The sequence below is a fragment of the Pseudooceanicola sp. DL12 genome (assembly GCF_056270665.1).
This window is the reverse complement of record NZ_CM149884.1, coordinates 867,805-888,090: the sequence shown is the minus strand read 5'-3', so window position 1 is coordinate 888,090 and position 20,286 is coordinate 867,805. Positions and strand designations below refer to the sequence as shown.

At 65.0% G+C, this 20,286-nt stretch carries 19 protein-coding genes and 1 tRNA gene; 11 read left to right on the top strand and 9 right to left on the bottom strand.

Features of this window, described 5'->3' with window-relative positions; genetic code table 11:
* Positions 1 to 6: 6 nt before the first annotated feature.
* Together AC0WR5_RS04155 and AC0WR5_RS04150 are read right to left on the bottom strand one after the other, a co-directional pair.
* Positions 7 to 834: an aminoglycoside phosphotransferase family protein gene (locus tag AC0WR5_RS04155; protein WP_475867171.1), complete on the bottom strand. Its 828-nt coding sequence runs from the start codon at positions 832 to 834 to the stop codon at positions 7 to 9.
* A 24-nt stretch (positions 835 to 858) separates the two neighbouring features.
* Positions 859 to 1,506, bottom strand: a complete 648-nt coding sequence (locus AC0WR5_RS04150) for a class II aldolase/adducin family protein (RefSeq protein WP_475867169.1) — start codon at positions 1,504 to 1,506, stop codon at positions 859 to 861.
* Between the two features lie 60 nt (positions 1,507 to 1,566).
* On the opposite strand from AC0WR5_RS04150, the gene AC0WR5_RS04145 reads away from it, so the two are divergent.
* Positions 1,567 to 2,166 (top strand): TetR/AcrR family transcriptional regulator, encoded by a 600-nt coding sequence (locus AC0WR5_RS04145; RefSeq protein WP_475867167.1) that lies wholly within the window; start codon positions 1,567 to 1,569, stop codon positions 2,164 to 2,166.
* On the opposite strand, the gene AC0WR5_RS04140 is transcribed toward AC0WR5_RS04145, so the two are convergent.
* The 4 genes from AC0WR5_RS04140 to AC0WR5_RS04125 all read right to left on the bottom strand — a co-directional run bounded on the left by AC0WR5_RS04140 (position 2,163) and on the right by AC0WR5_RS04125 (position 5,868).
* Positions 2,163 to 3,230 (bottom strand): hypothetical protein, encoded by a 1,068-nt coding sequence (locus AC0WR5_RS04140; protein WP_475867165.1) that lies wholly within the window; start codon positions 3,228 to 3,230, stop codon positions 2,163 to 2,165. The genes AC0WR5_RS04145 and AC0WR5_RS04140 overlap by 4 nt on opposite strands.
* Before the next feature lie 2 nt (positions 3,231 to 3,232).
* Positions 3,233 to 4,198 (bottom strand): isopenicillin N synthase family dioxygenase, encoded by a 966-nt coding sequence (locus AC0WR5_RS04135; protein WP_475867163.1) that lies wholly within the window; start codon positions 4,196 to 4,198, stop codon positions 3,233 to 3,235.
* Between the two features lie 255 nt (positions 4,199 to 4,453).
* Complete coding sequence (locus AC0WR5_RS04130; RefSeq protein WP_475867161.1) at positions 4,454 to 4,840, bottom strand: DUF302 domain-containing protein; 387 nt, start codon at positions 4,838 to 4,840, stop codon at positions 4,454 to 4,456.
* A 122-nt stretch (positions 4,841 to 4,962) separates the two neighbouring features.
* A complete protein-coding gene (locus AC0WR5_RS04125; protein WP_475867159.1) occupies positions 4,963 to 5,868 on the bottom strand; it encodes a hypothetical protein in 906 nt (301 codons plus the stop codon).
* 249 nt (positions 5,869 to 6,117) lie between these two features.
* Here AC0WR5_RS04125 and AC0WR5_RS04120 point away from each other — a divergent pair, with 249 nt between their 5' ends.
* The 8 genes from AC0WR5_RS04120 (at position 6,118) to AC0WR5_RS04085 (ending at position 17,176) form a co-directional block, all read left to right on the top strand.
* Positions 6,118 to 6,927: a hypothetical protein gene (locus AC0WR5_RS04120; RefSeq protein ID WP_475867158.1), complete on the top strand. Its 810-nt coding sequence runs from the start codon at positions 6,118 to 6,120 to the stop codon at positions 6,925 to 6,927.
* Between the two features lie 9 nt (positions 6,928 to 6,936).
* Positions 6,937 to 8,742 (top strand): glycosyltransferase family 2 protein, encoded by a 1,806-nt coding sequence (locus tag AC0WR5_RS04115; RefSeq protein WP_475867155.1) that lies wholly within the window; start codon positions 6,937 to 6,939, stop codon positions 8,740 to 8,742.
* Between the two features lie 4 nt (positions 8,743 to 8,746).
* Positions 8,747 to 10,513, top strand: coding sequence for a hypothetical protein (locus tag AC0WR5_RS04110; RefSeq protein WP_475867154.1), 1,767 nt, complete (start codon positions 8,747 to 8,749; stop codon positions 10,511 to 10,513).
* A 72-nt stretch (positions 10,514 to 10,585) separates the two neighbouring features.
* Positions 10,586 to 11,962, top strand: a complete 1,377-nt coding sequence (locus AC0WR5_RS04105; protein ID WP_475867152.1) for a hypothetical protein — start codon at positions 10,586 to 10,588, stop codon at positions 11,960 to 11,962.
* Positions 11,962 to 12,702, top strand: coding sequence for a hypothetical protein (locus AC0WR5_RS04100; RefSeq protein ID WP_475867151.1), 741 nt, complete (start codon positions 11,962 to 11,964; stop codon positions 12,700 to 12,702). Before AC0WR5_RS04105 ends, AC0WR5_RS04100 begins: the two co-directional genes overlap by 1 nt.
* Positions 12,692 to 15,019, top strand: a complete 2,328-nt coding sequence (locus tag AC0WR5_RS04095; protein WP_475867149.1) for a sulfatase-like hydrolase/transferase — start codon at positions 12,692 to 12,694, stop codon at positions 15,017 to 15,019. Before AC0WR5_RS04100 ends, AC0WR5_RS04095 begins: the two co-directional genes overlap by 11 nt.
* 28 nt (positions 15,020 to 15,047) lie before the next feature.
* The gene (locus AC0WR5_RS04090) at positions 15,048 to 16,049 is read left to right on the top strand and encodes a glycosyltransferase family 2 protein (RefSeq protein WP_475867147.1); all 1,002 of its coding nucleotides are present in this window, start codon (positions 15,048 to 15,050) and stop codon (positions 16,047 to 16,049) included.
* Between the two features lie 35 nt (positions 16,050 to 16,084).
* On the top strand, positions 16,085 to 17,176 hold the full coding sequence (locus AC0WR5_RS04085; RefSeq protein WP_475867145.1) for a glycosyl transferase family 90: 1,092 nt from the start codon (positions 16,085 to 16,087) through the stop codon (positions 17,174 to 17,176).
* 40 nt (positions 17,177 to 17,216) lie between these two features.
* Here the strand turns inward: AC0WR5_RS04085 and AC0WR5_RS04080 are convergent, their stop codons facing one another.
* Positions 17,217 to 17,819 (bottom strand): superoxide dismutase, encoded by a 603-nt coding sequence (locus tag AC0WR5_RS04080; RefSeq protein WP_475867144.1) that lies wholly within the window; start codon positions 17,817 to 17,819, stop codon positions 17,217 to 17,219.
* Between the two features lie 89 nt (positions 17,820 to 17,908).
* On the opposite strand from AC0WR5_RS04080, the gene AC0WR5_RS04075 reads away from it, so the two are divergent.
* Both AC0WR5_RS04075 and AC0WR5_RS04070 read left to right on the top strand, forming a co-directional pair.
* On the top strand, positions 17,909 to 18,574 hold the full coding sequence (locus AC0WR5_RS04075) for a helix-turn-helix transcriptional regulator (RefSeq protein ID WP_475867142.1): 666 nt from the start codon (positions 17,909 to 17,911) through the stop codon (positions 18,572 to 18,574).
* Positions 18,571 to 18,702 (top strand): hypothetical protein, encoded by a 132-nt coding sequence (locus AC0WR5_RS04070; protein WP_475867141.1) that lies wholly within the window; start codon positions 18,571 to 18,573, stop codon positions 18,700 to 18,702. The genes AC0WR5_RS04075 and AC0WR5_RS04070 overlap by 4 nt, the downstream gene beginning before the upstream one ends.
* 25 nt (positions 18,703 to 18,727) lie before the next feature.
* Here the strand turns inward: AC0WR5_RS04070 and AC0WR5_RS04065 are convergent, their stop codons facing one another.
* Both AC0WR5_RS04065 and AC0WR5_RS04060 read right to left on the bottom strand, forming a co-directional pair.
* Entirely contained in the window at positions 18,728 to 19,564 is an 837-nt protein-coding gene (locus tag AC0WR5_RS04065) for a protein NO VEIN domain-containing protein (RefSeq protein WP_475867139.1), read from the bottom strand.
* 349 nt (positions 19,565 to 19,913) lie between these two features.
* Positions 19,914 to 20,003: transfer RNA gene (locus AC0WR5_RS04060), tRNA-Ser, on the bottom strand.
* Between the last annotated feature and the right edge of the window lie 283 nt (positions 20,004 to 20,286).

Below are 20,286 nucleotides of genomic sequence, written 5' to 3'. Positions count from 1 at the left end.
GCAGGCTCACCCTTCGCCTCCGAGCAGTTCCAGGATTTCCGCACGCAGCGCCGCGCGTTCGCTGGCGATATCCCATTCCGCCAGACGCAGGATCACTACCGGCAGGCGCCAGGCGTCTATGGCATCCTGATCCATGCCGGTCAGCCGCCGATACTCAAGCAGGTAGGCACGCCGCAGGATACGTCGCACGGTGTTGTAGAGCAGCTTCTGCGCCAGCGAGATTCCCGGCCAGAGTTCGGCATCAGCCAGCAGAAAAAGCGTCATCGCCACGTCCGCCTGTGGGGCGCCCCGCAGGGTCGTCTGCCAGTCGATCGTGGCGTATCCACCGCGATGACGGAAAACGTTGTTGGTATGAAAATCCATATGCAGCACTGTGCTGCCCCCCGGCAGAGCAGCGATAAGCCGCAGTGCGTCGCGCTTCTGTCCCTCGGTCAGAAAGCCCATCGCCTGTCGTGACAGCAGCGCCGTGACCTCTTGCCGGGCCTCGGGAAACACCTGGCTCTCGCAGGCGTGCAGCTCTGCATGACACCGGGCCAGAATCCGGCCACTTTCCTTCAGCTTCAGCAGGTTCTGCTCGGCCATCCGGGTCAGCGAGGCGCCGGTCAGCGCGTCGAACTCGATACCCGGCCGCCCCTCGATTGCCCTTCCCCCGTGACAGGCTATCACGGTGGCGCCAATGGCATAAGCCTCTTCGGAGTTCCGGATTTCGCGCTCAACAAGATCCGCGCTCACATCCGCTCCGAACACTTTCAGGACATGGCCCCCGCCCAGGTCGACGATCTCGCTCGTCCGCCCCGTGGCCAGCACCTTGCCCGCGATCTCCTCCCCAAGCATCGCGCCCCTCTCCTCCTGGTTACCTCAGGTCTTCCTCGTCGTTCCGTATCCGGTGCGAAAGGCATGCTCGACCACCGCCACCTGCTCCTCCAGGCTCAGCGCGCGAGGGTCGCCAAAGGCCTTCGCATCGGCATGAAGCTTGCACAGCCACTCCAGCAGAAGGGCATGCTTCACGGCCGCATCCAGATCCTTGCCATGGGCCACCGCGCCGTGGTTGGCCATCAATGCCGCCTTGCGGCCCTTCAGTGCACCGGCCACGTTCGCAGCCAGTTCCGGCGTCCCGAACACCGCAAAGGGCGCCACGCGGATCGCCCCTCCCAGGGCGATCTGCTCGTAATGGATCACAGGCAATTCGCTCAGCACGCAGCCCGCGGCCGTTGCGTAGGGCGCATGACAATGTACCACCGCGGCACAAGTTGCGCTGCGATAGACGCCCAGGTGCAGGTCGATCTCGGAGGTCGGGGCAAAACTGCCCTCGACGACCTGTCCCGACAGGTCCACCACCGTCACGGTTTCCGCCGTTGCCTCGGCCAGCTCCAGGCCCGTCGCGGTCACCGCAACCAGATCCCGCTGCCGCGCACTGACATTTCCGGACGTACCATCAACCAGGCCCCGCGCCGCCACCCGTCGCGCTGCCAGCGCGACCGCCTCGCGCAACTCCTCTATGGTCATTTCCTCGCTCATGCCGCAGGATGACGCTCAAACAAAATCAGAGTCAAGTTTGGTTTTAGCATGAATGCCCCTCTCGACGACCTTCCGCTGCGTCGCCTGCCCGCCCAGACCCGTTCACGCGAAAAGGTGACACGCGCCCTTGAGGCCGCAGATCGCCTGCTCGACGAACGCGGCCCCGAAGCCCTGAACCTCACGCAAGTGGCCCAGGCCGCCGGCGTCACCGTGGGCGCACTGCACCAATACCTTCCCGATCGCGAGGCGATACGCGGCGTGATGGCAGCGCGCTACTACCTGCGTCTCGAGGCCCTGATGCGCGAGCTGCTGACACAGGCCCCGGAGGAGCAGGGCATCGGCACCTTGCTTGATGCCGTCGTGGCCATCTATCGTGACGAGGCCACCACCCGCAGCCTTCGCCTAGGTGCCGAGACCGAGGCCTCGCGGGTGCACAAGGACACCATGGCCGGGATCTTGGCACAGGTGCTTCGGGCCCGGGGGCTCGTCTCGCCTGATCTCGCACAGCTGCGCGCCCGGACGATCTTCTTTGCCGCCGACGGTGTACTGAAAGAGGCTTTCCGCAAGGACGGTACGGGCGACCCCGAAATGCTGGCAGACCTGCGACGCATGCTCGAAGCCTGGCTCGCCCCGGCCCGGAAGCTCTAGCGCGGAAACAGGGCCGACAGCTCTGCAGAGGCCGCAACACAGGCCGCAAGTCCGGGAAAGGCCCATGGGTCGAGGCGCCCTGCGTCCCACAGGGCGACGCCGTCCAGCGTCACGGTCGCGTCCACCAGGTTCCAGCTGATTTCCCCCGGCGCAGCGGTCCCGCAGGTGTGAAAATGCAGCACCCGGGGGCTGGAGAACACCGTGTTCGACCAATAGTCCAGATCTTGCCCCGCCGGTTCGAAGTAACGGCAGCCGGGATGCAGCCCCGCGTGCCAGCTGTGCACGACGAAAGGGTCGAGCGCGAACCGTTCGGCGACCTGCAGATAGTGCGCACGGACGGCTGAGACATCTTCCTGCAACCCCTCGAAGGCCACGATACGGCCGGCTTCGATCTGCGCCATGACCTTGCCCTTCAGCGGCAGCACGGCGGGATCATAACTTCGGTTCCCGGTTGGCGTCAGCGCCACATCCACCACCACATGTCCCGAGAAGGCTTCCGCCGGAACCGGCGCCGGGACCCCGAGCGGAAACCGCTTGGTGGTCACATCCGCCATCATGCCGACCGCTGCGGTCCTATCGCCGGGCACCTGCACGCGCGCGGTGCCGGCCATGTCCGTTCCACGCGGACAGATGATCCTGATCCGCTCCGCCGTCACGATCTGCCGGTCCACCGCGTGCTTCAGGGCCTGCATCGCCGGATGCGGTACACATCCGAAATCCGAGGCGAGTGCCTCGGCGCTGCGGGCATAGACCATCACCCGATGCCCCTGCCCCAATCCATCAAACCGGCCCTGGTCGCCGATCCGCGCCAGGAAGACGATATTCGCGCCAGAGGCCAGCAATTCGACAACCTCGGGGGATTGTACGCCATCGGGTGGCCCCGCCTCGAAACGCCGTACGCGAATGCCTATACGGTCCGCCTCCGCCGCGATCACCTCGGTCACCTCTGCATCGTACCAGCCATGGGCCGGGTCCTCGTGACAGATGATGACATCGTCTCCCGGTTTCAGCCCTGCGCAGTTCTCAAGCAGGTTCCGGACAGCGATCCGTGAAGCATCCTCCATAGTCACGCCTTGCGATGTGCAAAGGCCCGCGCGAAGCGCCAGTTCAGGTAGTCACCGCATCGGATCGGCGGCTCCTGCGCTTCGTGCCCGGGCCCAAAAACGTCCCTGGCATCGATCATCGTCTCGGGGTCGGGATCAAAGGCAAGGACCAGCGACATGCGCTCCCGACCCGAGGTATTCACCACACGGTGCGGTGTCGACTTGTAGGCCCCATCCGTCCACCGGGCGAGAAGATCAGCCACGTTGACCAGAAGCGTGCCGGGGATAGGCGGCGCCTCTATCCATTCGCCTTTTGCGTCTTCCACCTGCAACCCGCCAACGTCGTCCTGGCAGAGCACGGTCAACACGCCGAAATCCGTATGCGGCCCGACTCCGAACTGATCCTCGCCAAGGTCGGCGTCCTGCGGCGGGTAGTAGACGAAGGAGCAACGCGACAACGGTTTCGCCGCGGTTTTCAGAAAGAAATCTTCCGGCAGATCCAACCCGAGGGCAAAGCCACGCAGCAGGTGGTGGGCCACCTCGTGCGCGTGAACGAAATAGCTCATGGCGAGCTGCTCCAGTTCGGGCTGAAACGCGGGCCAGCGGTTCCGGCCCCGCAGCGAATGATCGTCCGGAGTGACGCCATCGGCATCCTGAAAGCCCCAGATGAAGCTCTCCTTCAGATCAGCCCGCGCATCGTCCTGCATCCTGGCACCGCCCTGCGCCAGCCAGCCGCGATGCTGCGGCGACACGCGCACCGTCTCCTTTAGCGCCGGGTCGGCATGGAAGAAGGCATAGGCCGCCTCCCGTGCAGCCTCGATCTCCGCCTCCGGAATGCCGTGACCGCGCACGTAGATAAAGCCGAGCCCCTGGCTCGCCGCATGGAGGGCATGCGCGACGGCGACCGGAGCAGACCCGTCGCGCAGCGGCGTGATGTCGATAACCGGGATCTCTTCGGCTTCGGTCCGGCGCGCGGTGGCATAGCCCATCTTCAGTCCCCTTACCATGGGCGCCTTGGTTCGAAGGCCGCCGGTTCTCGTTCCGAGCCCCCCCAAATATACTTTCAAGAAATTTTTTTCCTCAAGGGAAATATCTATTCGGGGACGTCCAATCATCCCTTCCCTCCCGGTTGCGATGAAAGCCTGCGCAAAACGAAAACACCCGCAGCATCGCCACGGGTGTCCGAGGGCCGATGGGCCCGTTTGTTTCATCGCCTGGGCGGGGCGCCCGGCATGGGCAGGGCCTCAGATCGCAGCAACCACGGTTTCAAGCATGGCACGCACCTTGCCGGCCACCGCCGTCAGCTCTGCATTGTCGATGGCCTGCATCGAGGCCTCGGGATCCACTGCGCTGACCTCCACACCGGCATCCGTCGCCCGTAGGATCACGTTGCAGGGCAACATTGCGCCCACCCGCGGCTCCATCCCGATCGCCTGATAGGCCATGGTCGGGTTGCAGGCACCAAGGATGACATAGGGCGCCATGTCCTTGTCGAGCTTCTTTTTCATGGTCGCGGCGACGTCGATCTCGGTCAGCACGCCGAACCCGTTGTCGGCCAGAGCCTTGCGGGTGCGCGCGTCGATGTCCGCGAAATCACCTGCTTCGAAAATCCGGTCGATCGTATAGCTCATGGGAGTCCTCCTTCTCGCTCGCTTGCGGACAACCGCAGGTGCGGAGCCCTTCACATTCCAAGATATATATGCGTCTGCATTTTTCCAGACGCAGTGGTTGTTTTTCCGGGCGACAAGGCGCCTCAGATCAGGTCAGCCCAAGCCTGCCCGAGGCGCAACGGCCCGGTCTGGATCGAAGGGCAGCGCTTGATCTTGGCGCGCCGCGCCTCGTATTTCGCCAGAAGCGCTGTCATATCCAGCTCCTCGAAGGGCATCATGCGCCCGCGGCGCTCTGTCATCCAGTCCTGCATTTCGCGGATCTGCGCCACACCGGCCTGCCAGCCGCGAACCCCGTGATCATCCTTGGTGGCCCCGTCATCTTCCATGGCCTGGACCCGCTCCATCCGGCTGACGGCAATCTGCCCGGCCAGGGTCTCGTCCAGTGCCTTGAGATGAAACAGCACCAGCTCGGGGCGGATGTCCCAGGCGCCGTTGTGCCAGATATGGCCCCCCGGCTTCAGCTTGCGCGCAAAGGCGTCCATGCGGATGCTCGGCTTCGCATACTTGCTGTGCAGCCTGCCGAAGTGCCGCTGCGACAGGATCCTGCGTGCCGGATCAAAGGGAGCGGTCTCCTCGGGCATCTGGATGATCTCAAAGCCGATCGGGCAAATGTGATCCGATCCGCGGCCCTCCCGCTCAAGATAGTCGGGCAAACTCGCACCCAGGTCCGGTGCCGGCACAATCAGCTCGTCAACGTCGCCGCAGATAACCGCATCGTATCCCATGGCCAGGATCTCGCTGAAATGCTGCAGGATCCACCAGCGCCGCTTCTCGAAGACCGCTTCCCTACGGCCCACGGCAATCTCGATTACCGACGCCCCCGGCGCCGTCTGCGCGACATGTGCGCCGATGCCCGTCCCGGCCCCGTCGACGATGACATAGAGATGGCCCGCGCCGCCCAGTTGCCCGGCATAGTGCGATAGCCAGAGATCCAGGTAGACGACGTCGCTGGGCGCGCACATCGTCAGGGCCGCTACCGAGAATGTCACCGCACAACTCCTCTCCAGAACGTACCATCCCTAAGCGCTCGGGGGGCCTCGCCGCAAGGTGCCTGTGCTCCCTGATACCGCCCTGCCACATCGCCCCATGCCGGCCGGCTGTGGTACCAAAGACGCCTGTCAAATGCTTTTGACCCGTCAGCGTGCTGTCCGATGGACAGGACCCCATACCGGCGATAGTCTCGCAGAAAAATGGGGCCGCGAATGCCCCGTGACCACCTGGATAGAGATTAGACTCCCATGGATCTGAACCGCCGCCCCGTCGCCTCGTTGTGGATCGGGGACAAGCTGCAATATCTCAATCAGCTTTGCCTCAAGTCGCATCTGCGCCATGGTCACCCGACCACGCTCTACTGCACCGACGAGGTCACAAATGCCCCCGAGGGTGTCGACATCCGCCCGGCGTCCGAGATCATGGACATCGACATGTCCGTGGTTGAGAACACCTCCGCCTCCTTCCTCTCCAACGTCTTCCGCTACAAGATGATCCAGAAGACCGGCGCGATCTGGATCGACTGCGACGCCTTCTGCCACAAGCCCTTTCCCGATGAATGGGAGCATATCTATGCAGGGCACGGGATGCGCGGCGCGCTGAACTGCGGTGTCGTCGGGATCCCCCAAAAGGGCGAACTGATGGATCGGCTGCTCGATTACTACGAGAACTTGCCGGACTATCCCGCCTGGTGGAACAAGAACCAGCGCAAGAAGATGGACCGCCTCGACCCCAAGATCCCCTTGCCGGTGCGGATCTACAAGACCGAGCGCACCGCCTTCGGACCGCAGGCCTTTACCTATTTCGCCCAGCAGACCGGCGATATCGAGCGCGCGATGACCAACGACGTGCTCTATCCCGTGCCGTTCCAGCTCAACGACATCTTCTATGATCCCTACGGCCGGGTCGAAGGCTGGTTCACCGAGAATACCGTCAGCGTCCACCTCTATACCAACGGCACCAAACCCTGGTGGCGCAAGAACGTGCCGCTGGAGAATTCCTATGCCGATCGCATGTGCAAGGAGGTGGGCATCGACCCGTCGCTGGCACTGGAATAGCGGGGCGCCATGGCGTTGAAAAAGCATGCAAGTCCGCACGGCACCATCATGGCCGTGTCGATGATGAAGGACGAGGCGCCATACCTTCTGGAATGGTTCGCCCATCACCTCGCCGTCGGCTTCACCGACATCCTCGTCTATACCAACGACTGCAGCGACGGCACCGATGACATGTTGATCCGGCTCGAGGAACTGGGCCTGGGCTATCACCGACGCAACGACATTACAGAGGGGATCAAGCCGCAGCCCTCGGCGCTGAACTATGCCCAGGCCGAACCGCTGGTCGGCGCCGCCGACTGGGTGCTCGTCTTCGACGCCGATGAATTCCTCTGCATCAGGCACGGCGACGGCACGCTCGACGGCATGATCACCGAGGCCGAGGCAAGGGGCGCCAACGGCATCGTCATCACCTGGCGTATCTTCGGTTCGGGCTACGTCGAGGAATGGTCGCGCGCGCCGGTGACCGAACAGTACCTCTATGCAGCGCCGCGCCTGTGGAACAAGGGCTGGGGCGTCAAGACGCTATTCAAGTTCGATCCCGAGTACTGGAAGCTCGGGATCCACCGTCCCAAGATCAAGAACAAGCATCTCAAGGACGGGTTTCCCGAGACCGTGCACTGGCTCAACGGCTCCGGCGAACCGATGGAGGACTACTTCAAGTTCCGCGGCTGGCGTTCGATCCGCCGTACCCTGGGCTATGACTGGGCACAGATGAACCACTATGCCGTCAAGGGGATCGACGCCTACGCCATCCGCAAGTTCCGCGGCAACGTGAACAACAAGAAAGACAAGTACAACGCCGACTACTGGGCCCTGCAGGACCGCAACGAGGTCCGCGACGAGGCGATCCTGCGCCATGCCGAAAGGCGTGCAGAGATCTTCGACGAGCTGCTGAAGGACCCCATCCTGAACCGGCTGCACTTTGCCGCACTGGAACGTGTCGAGACCCGCCTGAACGAGTACAAGCAGACCGAGGCCTATGCCGAGATGAAGGCCGGGCTGATCGAGGCCGGAAAGGTGCCGATCAACAAGGTCGTCGCCAAGCCGCCCCAGGCCCGCGACCCCGCCAAGATCGCCGCCCTGATGAGCGAGGTCGAAAAGGCCGCCTCCGACAAGCCGAAAAAAGAGCGCCGCAACCCGGTCGTTGACGGTTGGCAGGATGATTTCCTGCCGGCACCGGTCGCCCTGCAGGACAATTCCCATGTCGAGGTGATCAAGAACCACGACATCATGATCCCGGCAGACGCCGCCGTCTTCGGCCCCGATGCCCTGGACCAGATCGCCGCCGGCAAATATGCTCGCCGCCACATGCGCCATATCACCGGACAGCTGGCGGACAGCGACCGGTTTCTCAATATCGGCGGCGAGGCCGGCGTGGTCGTCCTGCAGGCCCTTTCCACCCTTCCGGGCCTTGTGGCTCTGTCGCAGAACAGCCGCCCTGATCTGGCCCGCGTATCGGAGGGGATTGCACGATCCAATGGCCTCAGCGACACCTCACGCCTCAAGATAACCGATGGCCCCCTCGTGTTTCCCTCTGACGGAGAGGACGAAGCCGGTGGCTTCATGGCCCTCGTTGGAGATTTTCGGCCCTCCGTGCTGCGCGTCTGTGACCGCGACATCACTCCCGGCACGCTGGCTGCCATGCCTGTCGGCCGCCTGCGCCGCATCATCCTGCCTCAGGAACTTTTCTGCGAAAGCGCCCCGGAGTCGGACTATGCAGAGGCGCTCGCCGGAATCGGATTTCAGCGCAACGAAGACTGGCAGGACCGTGGCATGATCGTCTTCGACCGCACAGCCGCCCCGCCCGGAGCCTGACAAGATGCGGCCCGGACAGATGATCTACCGGAGCCCCCGCCTCTCGGCCCGTCTGGTCGAGGCGGGCAGTCAGCGCGTGGTGGTCTCCTTTCCCGATCGCGTCCATCCCACCGGCCCCGAGACCCCGGGCTGGGCAGAGTCCTTCCTGACCAAACGCGGGATCTCTGCCATCTACCTCGCGGTCACCGAGGTCGACTGGTATCAGTCGCCCGACTTCTTTGACGCCCTGCGCAGCTGCCGCGCGGCGCTCGGTCCGGATCGGCCCGTCACCTCCTATGGCTCCTCGATGGGCGCCTATGGCGCCCTGCTGGCCTCCCGCACCCTCGGCGCCGATCTCTGTGTCGCCCTCGCACCGCAGGTCTCCATCGACCCGACAGTTGCTCCATTCGAACGCCGTTTCAACGACGAAGCCGCCCGTATCGGGCCCTTCCGGTACGATCTGGCGGCCGAGGTTACCCCAGTATGCACCTATGTCATCGCCTGCGACCCCACCCATACCCTCGACCGTCGGCACCTCGCCCGGATCGAACAGAGCCACCCCGTCCGGCGCCTTCCGGTCTACGGCACGGGACATGGCGTGGTGGAAATGCTGACGCGCAGCGAGGAGACCCGCAACGCGCTGGCCGCCCTGCTCGCCCGTCAGGCCAGCCCGGCGCATCTTCGGAAAACGGTCCGTGATCAGCGCGCCGGTACGGCGGGTTACCTGCGCCGCATGGGCCGCAAAGCCGCGGGAAAGGGGCATACCACACTCTATGATTATCCCCGCGCGCTTCGCGCCGCCGGCCACCCGCGCATGAGCGAGAAGCTCCGGGCGGCCCTGCCGGCCTCCCGCCCGCGCCTGGTGATCCATTGCGGCCTGCCGAAAACCGGCACGAGCTCGCTCCAGGCCTATTTCCACGGCCACGCCGAGGCCTACCGGGCAGAGGGCATCCACTATCCGACCGAGGGGGCAGACCCCAGGGACCTGAACCATGCATGGTTTTCCCGGGCGCTGCGGGATTCCTCCGTCGAACAGCTAGGTGCCACCCTTGCGGCCCGGCCCGCAGGCTGCAAAACCGTCTTCCTTTCCGACGAAAGCCTCTTCGTCGAAATGCCGGGGCTGAGCGAGGCCTCAGTCTCCGCCCTGTCCGGCGCGCTCGAAGGCTATGATGTCACGCTGGTGCTCTTCGAGCGTGACAAGAATGCCTGGATGCGCAGCTTCTACCTGCAATCAATCCAGAACCGCCGCCCCGGTGGCGGTGCCGAGCAGCACTCCGCGCGTCACCTGTGGCAAACCAGCAAGAGCTACGCCGAATTTTTCGATCAGCCCTATTGCAGGCAGCTGCTCGACTTCGAGGCGATGCAGCGGTCGATGACAGGAACTTTCGGCGCGCGCGAGACTCTCGTCTTGCCTTTCACCCGCGGTCGCGACGTGGTCGAAGCCTTCTGCAAGGGCATTGGCTGGCCGCATCTCGGCAAAGGCCGCCGCCTCTCGGTGAACCCCTCGCTTACTGACAGCCAGGCAGAGGTGCTGCGCCAAGCCAACGCCCTCCGGGACGGCCAGGCCCGCTTCATGAAGGCCCTGATCGAGCTTCCGGCCAATTCCGACCCGGCCGCCATGCGCCCCAAACGTCGCGACAGGCTGGCCAGCCAGGCAAGGGCATTTCCCTGGCAAAGGCTTCAGTTCCGGCCCAACCCGCCGCTTGCGGTCACACCCGAGAGCTTTGCCGCCACCATCGACATCCTGCAGGCCAGGGCGGCCCGACTGATCGCAGCGACGGGTCCTTCCTGACACCCGTACCTGTTGCAACCTCCGTCAACTTTCCAGACTATCATCCATCAGAACATCAGGCAGGGACAGGCAATGTCTTCCGACGACGACAGGCAGATCTGGCAGGACGGCGATGGCAACGTGCTCTTGCGTGCCCGCAACGGCGACGTCATCCGTTTCGATGAAACCGGGCTGATCCTGAAGCTCTCCGATCGTGTCGTCGACGATATCCGAAGCCGCCTGCACCCCGATCCGGACCCCGCGATCCTGGGCGACATCGACGCCTGGAACCTGCGCACCCGCGGCGACTGGATCTGCTTCGAGGCCAACCTGCCCGGCATGTCCGCCCCCCGTGGCTACCGTCGCCGCACCGCCGGCGGCGCCATACTCGCCGAGACAACCGGGCCGGTTCAGGGCGTGCTCAGCCTTGGCGGGGCGCGCCGCGCCCGTGCCCTGCCCGGCCCGACGGGCTTTCCCCATCACGTCATCTCTGCCGCAGACGACATCGGCGCGGTCGGCGTGGCCGGGATCGAGAGTGCCGGTGCCACCGATCTTGCCGGCCAGCTGCGCGAGCAGACCTCCGATGCCCTTCTCGCCGAAGCGATCCTGCATCTGCGCCAGCAGGCCGGGCGTGCGCTTCCGCTGTTTTACGTGCGGGCCGAAACCGACCGCTCCGCCTCGATCGCCGACCTGGCGAGAGGCCCCGCCATGGATAATCTTGTGCAGGCTGCCCGCAACCTGACGGCCCTGGCAGACAGCCTCGGCAGGCCGGCGAAACTCGCCGCGCTTTCCGTCGACTTCGCCCTGGAAGACATCACCACCCCGCCAGAGGATTTCACGGCCGCGATGCGCGGCCTGCTCACTCAGCTGGCCCGCCGGCTCTGGGCCTGCGACCTGCCCCCGGCACCCGCGCTGATGGTCTTCGATACCCGCGCCCTTCGTTTCCGCCAGGCACAATGGCACCTGGCCCTGCACCGCTCCGACATGGGGCCGCTCTTTGCCGTACCGGGCTATGCACTCGACACCGATGCCCTCGACCGGCTTACCGATCAGGGCATGCGCCACCGCGCCATGATCGAGGCCGCCGCCCTGGCCGAGATCGAGGCCGGGCGCGATTGGCAGTGCCCTCTCTTCCTGCTCGCCGAGCGCGAAGGCACGGATCTGATCCGCCTAAAATCCAATGCCCTGGCCGCGCTTAGGATAGACCCGACCGATCCTTTCGGCGCCGGCCCCGCCCATGGCCTGCGGCTCGAGACGACGCAGGGTCCCATCGCCATCCGCAGCGTCCGGACGGACCCCGAAGAACCGCGCGACCTGCTCATCGAAACCGAGGGCCCCGCCCCCACCTCCGGCCTGACCCTTAGCTATGCATGGGACGGGCCCGGCGCAATCCGCGACGACTGGGTCGCATCCGCCGGCCCGCCCATCCACCGCTGGGCCTTGCCCGCAAGCCTCGAGGTGCACGGCTGATGCTCTTTATCGACATGGACCTGCCCCGCGGCGCCCTGCTGGACGACGCGCCCATCCCTGCTCGGCGCCTTTCCGTGCCCGGCGCCATCGCCTTCGATGCCGCGGGCCTCGTCGCCGCGGACGACGGCATCACCGGCTGGCAGGACCTCTCCGGCACCCATCTCGCCCGCCCGGCCGCCCCGAACCTGGGCCATGCCCGCAAGGCCACGCTGGCCGGGCGCCCGGTCCTGCAGACCCGCGCCGGGGTCAACTGCGGCTTCGCGCTCGATGCGCTTGCCCTGGCCAGCAGCAGCCTCAGCTTCGCGGTGATGTTCGCGGCACCGCTCGGAAGGCCCGGCACCCTGCTCACCCTGAACCCGAGCGAGGGCCGCAACTACCTGTTTCTCAGCGCCGCCGACGGCCAGGCCGAGCTCAAATACCGCGACGATGATACCGGACTGACCCGCCCTGTCGCGCAGGATACTGCCCTGTCACTGATCTGCGGCGCGGTCGCCGGGCCCGAGATAAAGCTGGCCGTGAACGGTGAGCCCCCCCAGGGCCTTACCGGTGCATTCTCCCTCGCGCCCGGCGCGCATGGCCTCTTCATCGCCTGCCGCAGCGACCGGGCCGGTATCGTCAAGACACTTGGAGAGGCGAAGATCGCCACGGTCTGGCTCTGGCCGGATCGCGATATCTTTGCCGGCGGCCCCTACCCCGAGCTGGTCGCGCATTGGCAACAGGAGGCCGGTCATGGGCTTTGATCGCGAGAGCACGCGCGACGACAACATTGCCGTCATCTGGATCGATGACATGATCGACATCTTCACTTGGCGGAATGCCTTCGGAATAGAGATCAAGACCCCCAACATCGACCGGCTGATGGCGAGCGGGGCGCAGTTCCGGAATGCCTATGCGACAGTGCCGCTCTGCGCCCCCTGCCGCGCAGAACTCGCCACCGGTCTCTCGCCTTTCCGTACCGGGCTGGTCGATCTCAACCGGCTCTGGCGCGACGTCCTGCCCCCCACGGCCGGTTGGCAGTACGACCTGCGTCGGGCCGGCTTCGAGACATTCACCACCGGCAAGACCGACGGCAACTACAAGCCAATGCCCGAAGACTACCGGCGCATTCTCTTCCATCATGACGTCGAGGCCAGCGACAAGGGCGGCCGCAAGGGCGTGCACGACTACCTCGACGGAAAGGGGCCGGGCGTGGCCGGTGTCAATCACCCGAATGATGACGGCTCCCAGGACGACAAGTTCTACGATTACTGGGTGGCCCAGAATGCCATCGACCATCTCGGTCGCATCGACCCCGCACGCCGACACCTGATCCAGCTCGGCTTCAAGCACCCGCATTACAACCTCGTGACCCCCGACCGCTTCTACCAGATGTACGATGTCGAAAAGATCACCTGGCCCGAGATCGCTGCGGAAGAGGATTACCACGGTCCGCAGCCCGGAATGGCGGTCTACGAGCTCGCCTATATCGTTAACGGCCAGTGGACCCCCGAGAAGGCCGGCGACGAGGGCTGGCGGCAGGTGGTTCGGGCCTATTTCGCCGCCTGCTCCCATGTCGACCACGAGATCGGCCGCTTCCTGGATGCGCTCGCCGCCTCTCCCATCGCCGGCAACACCACCGTGCTGCTGCTGTCGGACAACGGATTCAACCTCGGCAATCACGACAGTTTTCACAAGATGAGCCAGTGGGACAGCGCCGCCCACGTCCCGCTGGGCATCTGGTCCGCCCGGATGGATCGGCACAGCGATGTGGCCCTGCCAGTGTCCTTGGGCAACCTGCCCAAGACGATCATGGACCTGGCCGGCCTGCCCTATCGCCCCGACTGGGTGACCGGGCAAAGCCTGCTACCGCTGATTGATGACAGCTTCGGTGATTTCGACGCCACGAAATCGCCCGTGACCTGTGTCTTTGGCACCCTCAGCGTGCGCCCCTCCGTCCAAGGGCTCAGCCAGTTCCGCTACTTCCGCTATCCGAACGGCGAAGAGCATGTCTACGATGTGGTCGCGGATCCCGGCGAGACGACGAACATCGTCGCGACTGCCCCCCTTCAGACCCTGCGCGACGAGCTCGTCGCCGGCGCTCTCGACCTCGGGCTCGACCTGCGCGGCTTCGAGAACCCCGCCGATGGGGTCAACGCGATGATGGCGGTCGATGGCACCGTCGTGATGGCCGGCGGGCGCGGCAACAACGACTATTGGGCCTATGGCTCCGATGCCGAGAAGATCGTCGAGGAAAAGGACGGCGGCACCGATACCCTTTGGTACATGGCCGGCCCCGACGACTACGTCCTTCATGCCCCCGCAAATATCGAGAAGATCCGCATCGCCACCGTCGTCTCGCGCAACGAGAGCGCCAATCCCGACGGCAGCCGGGACGGCAAGCGCCTGCGCATCATCGCGCATCCCGACAGCCCGATCGAGTTCGAAACCTCCGAGCGGGTCACCATCGAGGTACGCGGATCGCTGGGCGACGACGTGATGATCGGGCCCAAATACGCCGGGGCGGAATTCCATGGCGGCGCCGGCAACGACCGGCTGATTGCCCGCTCCAAGCGGCGCAAGGATCGCAACCGCTTCTTCGGCGGCTCGGGCGATGATTACCTCTGGGGCGGAGAGAGCAGCGACCTGCTCGATGGCGGCACCGGCAATGACGTGATCCACGGCAACGGCGGCAACAACACCATTGTCGGCGGCCACGGCAACGACGTGATCCACGACGGGCCGGGCACCTCTCGGATCGACACCGGGCCGGGCAACAACCGGGTGATCTCCGAGGAGGGCGACGACATCATCACCGTCGGCACCGGCGAGAACACGATCACCGGCGGGTCGGGCAGCACCCGCTACGTGATCGCCTACGGCGGGCTGACTCGGATCACCGACTGGCACGCCGGTGTCGCGCTCGACCTTTCCGAATGGCCCGTCGCGCCTGAAATCACTGCCGTGCCAGAAGGCGTGCAGATCCGGCTGGGGGCCAGCTGTGTGATCCTGCAGGGCGCCACGGAAATCGATGCGGTCGCTTCCACGGTGGTACCGCCGCGCGCGGAACGTGATAAGTGACGACAAAGCTCAGACGGAAAGACGAACCATGGCGAAACGGGTGAAATACCTGCATGTGACGGCGATGAAGAACGAGGGGCCCTATATCCTCGACTGGATGGCCCATCACCTGGCCATAGGCTTCGGCCATTTCATCGTTGTCACCAACGACTGCGACGATGGCACCGATCGCATCCTCGACCGGCTGGCGGAACTGGGCCATGTCACCCATGCGCCCAACCCCAAGATGCTGCGCCGCAACGAAGGTCAATGGCAGGTCATGGCCCTGCGGTACGCCAAGCTCTTCAACGCCTACCGCGATGCCGAATGGATTTTGCATTCCGACGTCGACGAATACCTGCAGTTCAATACCGAGGATGCCACGCTCGACGGTTTCCTGGCACAGGTCGGAGAGAGCGACGCGGTCTCCTTCACCTCCGTGCCCTACAACAGCAACGGGCAGAGGGAGCTTGTCGATCGGCCCGTAACCGCGCAGTTCACCCAGCGGAACAAGCCCTATGCCGCCCTCGCCGAACAGGGCAAGCCGGTGCTGAACGCCGTCAAGACGCTCTACCGCAACGACGTGCCTTTCCGCATCCGGCGCAATCACCGCCCGCTGATGGAGCGTTTTTCCGCGGCCGGCCACGTCTGGCGCGACGGCTCGGGCCACGTCCTGCCGCCCGAGTACACTGACACCAAGATCAAGGCACTCGATTCCCTGACCAGCGTCGCCTACGCCCAGTTGAACCATTATGCCATCCGCAGCGCCGCCGCCTATTTGGTCAAGGTCGACCGCGGCGACGTGGCCGGCACCACCCGGCTGGAACAATCACTCGGCTACTGGGAAGGGTACAACCGGCCGGGCGACGACGATACCCGCTATGCCGGCCTCTCTCTCGCCGCACGTCAGATCCGCGATAGCCTCGGCGCCGATCCGGAACTGGCCGAATGGCACGCCCATGCCGTCGCCACGCATCAGGAAAAGGTCACCCGCATCCTTCAGACCGAGGCTGGCAATGCCCTGGCCGAGAAGATCGGCTATTTCGGCTGAGCCCGGTGGATGACGCGCGGTTCATAGAGGCCTCCGTGCAGCTGCAGCTGGGGCTCGTACCGGATCAGCCCCTCGCCCTGACAGAGGAGACACGCAGCCGCGCCCTGGCGGGAAGCAGCGGCTCCGCCCTCGCCTGGAACACTGCAAAGGGGCGCCCCTATCCCGACAACGGGTGGCGCTACGAGAAGGGCGCCGCTCCCGGTGATCCGCAGGCCGTCTTCAACACCAACCGCTTCGCCACCCTCGACAAGCCCCTGGGCGCCCTGCGTGGCCTCCTGGCCGCCGGAGCGGGCAGTGACCTGATCGTCGACATGCAGGATCGACGGTTGCGCGAAGTGGCACTGCCCGATGGGCGCCTGCATCCGGTCTTTGCCTTCAACCGCGCGGTGGGCGATCCCGGCCGCGTGCTCTGGCCCCTGCCCGGCTACCATGACATCGGCAGCCCCGGCTTTCTCGGCCCCGCCGACTGGACCGATGTCGCCTGGGCGAAAAAGGCGCCCCGCATCGCCTGGCGCGGCAACCTCAACGGCCGGGCCGACTGGCACGGTGAGGTCCGGCGCGAAGGGCTGCGCCTCGGGCCGCTGATGCGCAAGTACAAGAGTGGTGAGATCTCTGAGCGAAAGGCCCGCCGCACCCTCGAGCAATTCCCCCGTCACCGCCTGATGCATCGCTACATCGACGACCCGCGGTTCGACATCGGCTTTACCGGGGCCGACCGTGGCGCCCTGGAGGATTTTCCCTTCATGCCGCCCTACCTCCGCCCGAGACTGAGCCAGCAGGAGGCCCGCCTCTTCCGCTACATCCTGGTGTTGCCGGGCATGGACGTAGGCTCGTCCTTTTACTGGACGATGAACAGCGGCAGCCTTGCCCTGGTGATGGAGGGGGTCTTCGAAACCTTTGCCTCCGGGCACTTCCGCCCGTGGCAGCACTACGTGCCCTTCCGCCGCGACCTCGCGGACCTGGAGGAGCGGATCGACTGGTGTCTGTCCCATGACGCCGACTGCCGCCAGATGGCCGAAGCGGCACGGGCGCTCTGCGCTCTGCTCGCACGGCGCGACCTGCGCGACGAGATTGGCCGCCGCGTGGTTGCCGGCCTGACCCGCGCCATCGACACGGCGGCCGGCTGACCCCGGCGCGACAAGCCGCGACGGGGCCGGGTCACGCCGTTCAGGCGAGGTTTGCCTCGGCAAACTCATAGTTCGCCAGCTTGTCGAGGAAGTTGCTCACGTAGTCCGGGCGACGGTTGCGGAAATCGACGTAGTAGCTGTGCTCCCAGACATCGAGCCCCAGCAGCGCGGTGCCCTCGCCGGTCGCCAGCGGGTTCACCCCGTTCGGCGTCTTGGTCACGCCCAGGCTGCCGTCAGACTTCTGGATCAGCCAGGCCCAGCCGGAGCCGAACTGCGTGGTCGCTGCAGTTTTGAAAGCAGCCTTGAAGTCATCGACAGAGCCGAAGCTCTCGATCAGCTTGGCCTCCAGCGCGCCGGGGATGCCGCCACCGTTCGGCGACAGGGCGTTCCAGAAGTGGATGTGATTCCAGTGCTGGCCGGCCTGGTTGAACACGCCCGCGCGGGCCTCGTCGCCATAGGTCAGCGCAACGATCTCCTCCAGCGTCTTGCCCTGCAGGGCGGCGTCCTTCTCCACAAAGCCGTTCAGCGCCGTGACATAGGCCTGGTGGTGCTTGTCATGGTGCAGCTCCAGGGTTTCCTGGCTCATGCCACGTTCGGCGAGGGCGGAATGGGAATAGCCCAGGGCGGGAAGTTCAAAGGTCATCTCGGATCTCCTTTCGGGCCGACGCTTGCACGCCGCGGCCCGTTTCGTTAATTAAAAAAGCATTAGCTTTGAAAAACACCGGAGCGAATATGTCAAGCGACGACTTGGAAAAAGAAGTGTGGTCGCCCCGCGCCCCGGGCGAGCGGCTGCTGATGACGCTCAAGATGCACGGCCCCCAAACCTCGGCCGAGGTCGGCCGCCGTCAGCGCATCACCGGCGAGGCCGCCCGGCAACAGCTCCTGCGCCTGTCCGAAGAGGGGCTGGTAGCCGAAGAGCGCCGCAGTGCCGGTCGCGGCCGTCCCTCGACCTACTGGCATCTGACGGAAAAGGGGCAGACCCGCTTTCCCGATACCCATGCCGCGCTGACCGTCGACATCCTGCGCAGCATCTCCGACGTGCTGGGCCAAGAGGCGCTCGACCGCATCATCTCGGCCCGGGAGAGCGCCACCCTGGCCCAATATCGCCGCGCCATGCAGGACTGCGACACGACCCGAGCGCGGCTGGAACGGCTGGCAGCGCTGCGCAGCGCCGAGGGCTACATGGCCAGTATCGAAGAGGAGCCAGACGGAACCTTGCGCCTGATCGAGACACATTGCCCGATCTGCGCCGCCGCCACCTTCTGCCAGGGTTTCTGCCGTGCCGAGCAATCCGTCTTCCAGGGTGCGCTGGGGGCCGGGACGGTGATCGAACGCGATGAACATATCGTCAGCGGCGGCCGCCGCTGCAGCTACGTCATCCGAGAGGCCGGCGCATGAGCGCGCCTTCTCATGTGAAATGCCAATCTCGCACCTTCGCCGAAGCCCTCAGGCTTCTCAAGAAAGGCAATCTCTCCGAACTGGCAAATGACTTCTCAGGCTTTGCCAAGATCATCCGCGCGATTTGATACGCGGTTTCGGGTGCCGCCTGTTTCAATGAAAACTCGCCTGAAAGGACGTCGCGGTCAGCGATACATGCGCGTCCAGCGGCGGGCACAGCTCGAACGCCTTGGGCTCGCGCGCGAAGTTCCAGAGCCAGAACAGAGACCATTCCGAGCGCCGCTCCTCGGCCACGGCCAGCTCGTTGCGGCTGATGTGGAAGGGTGTGCGTTCCCAACCATTCGTCGTTTTCACCTCGATCAGGCGCGGGCGGCCATCCGTCGCGAAGCTCGCGATATCGTAGCCGGCACCATCGCCATCCTCCTCCGACACCCACCGGACCTTGCGTGCAAGATCGTCGCGCCCCGCTGATATAAGGGCTGCATGTTCATGCGCCAGGACGCGCTCCTCACCGGCACGGCCGAGGGCGCGGTTTCGCTCGTCTCTCGCCGCGACATCGAATTTGCGGGCGATGTGCAGCATCTGCTCCAGCTCCTGTGGCGGCGGCTGGTTCGACAGCGTAGGCGGCGGCCCGATCCAGATCGGCCGTGCCTCCGCCAGGCCAGTCGGCGCTCCTGTACCCGAATGGCGGCCGAGCCACGCCGAGTTCAGCGCCAGCCAACGCGCCACGGCATCCATCAGCGTCATCTGGAAATTGAAGGCAGGCTTGTAGCCCGGGATCCAGTCCTCACCCAGCCCCTTCAGCACGGCGCTGATGTTCTGGTGCTTGAATTCGACCGATCCCTCAGACCGATCATTCAACAGCGGCAAAAGCCTGCGCCGGTGCTCGGCCTTGTTGTAAGGGCGGCCGGATACGTCGTCGGCCAGCATCGCGAAGTAATCCGCGACGATCAGGTCGTTCTCTTGATCTGTCCAGGGCCCGCTTGACATCGCGCCAGGCTAGGGGCCGAAACTGCGTTTGTCATCAGTGACTTCGCGCAAGCCTCCCAAGACATACCAACCACAACGCCGCCCGTGTCGCGTCGCCATCTGCTTTGAGACAAGCCGGAACCAGCGAAACAGGGGCGCAGCGCGATCCGGTCAGTTCTCTGAAATATATGGGGGTTTTGAATCCGTCTTGCCCAGAGCGAGGGGCGGGTGGAAAGAGACGGCGGGCGTTCGGAAACCGAACTCGCGCGGCAGGTCAGTCTCCGAAGGGCGGATGGTCTTTGCAAACCCCTTTGGCACATAAAGAAAAAGGCCCCGCGAGGGACCTGTTTTCGGGTTTGCAGAAGCTGCGTGGCGGAGGAGGTGGGATTCGAACCCACGGTACGCTTTCACGCACGCCGGTTTTCAAGACCGGTGCAATCGACCACTCTGCCACTCCTCCGGTCCGAAGCTCCTAGCCCGTGCCGCGCGATTCTGAAAGAGAGCTCGAAACCCCGCGCCGCAACTTTTGCCACCCGTCTCCCCCCGCCCCACACCCACCCTCGCCGTGACGCAGCGCCATTGCGTCATCGGCTGTTCACATTTCCGGGCGGGGCTGGTCTTTTGGGCGGCATTCCGGTTACCAACCGGCAGGTTTATGCTAGAACGATGGCGCATTCGCGCTGAACTGCGCAAAGCAGGCCCGTTCGAAAAGCAGGCCAGTTCGACAAGCAGGAGTGAACTCG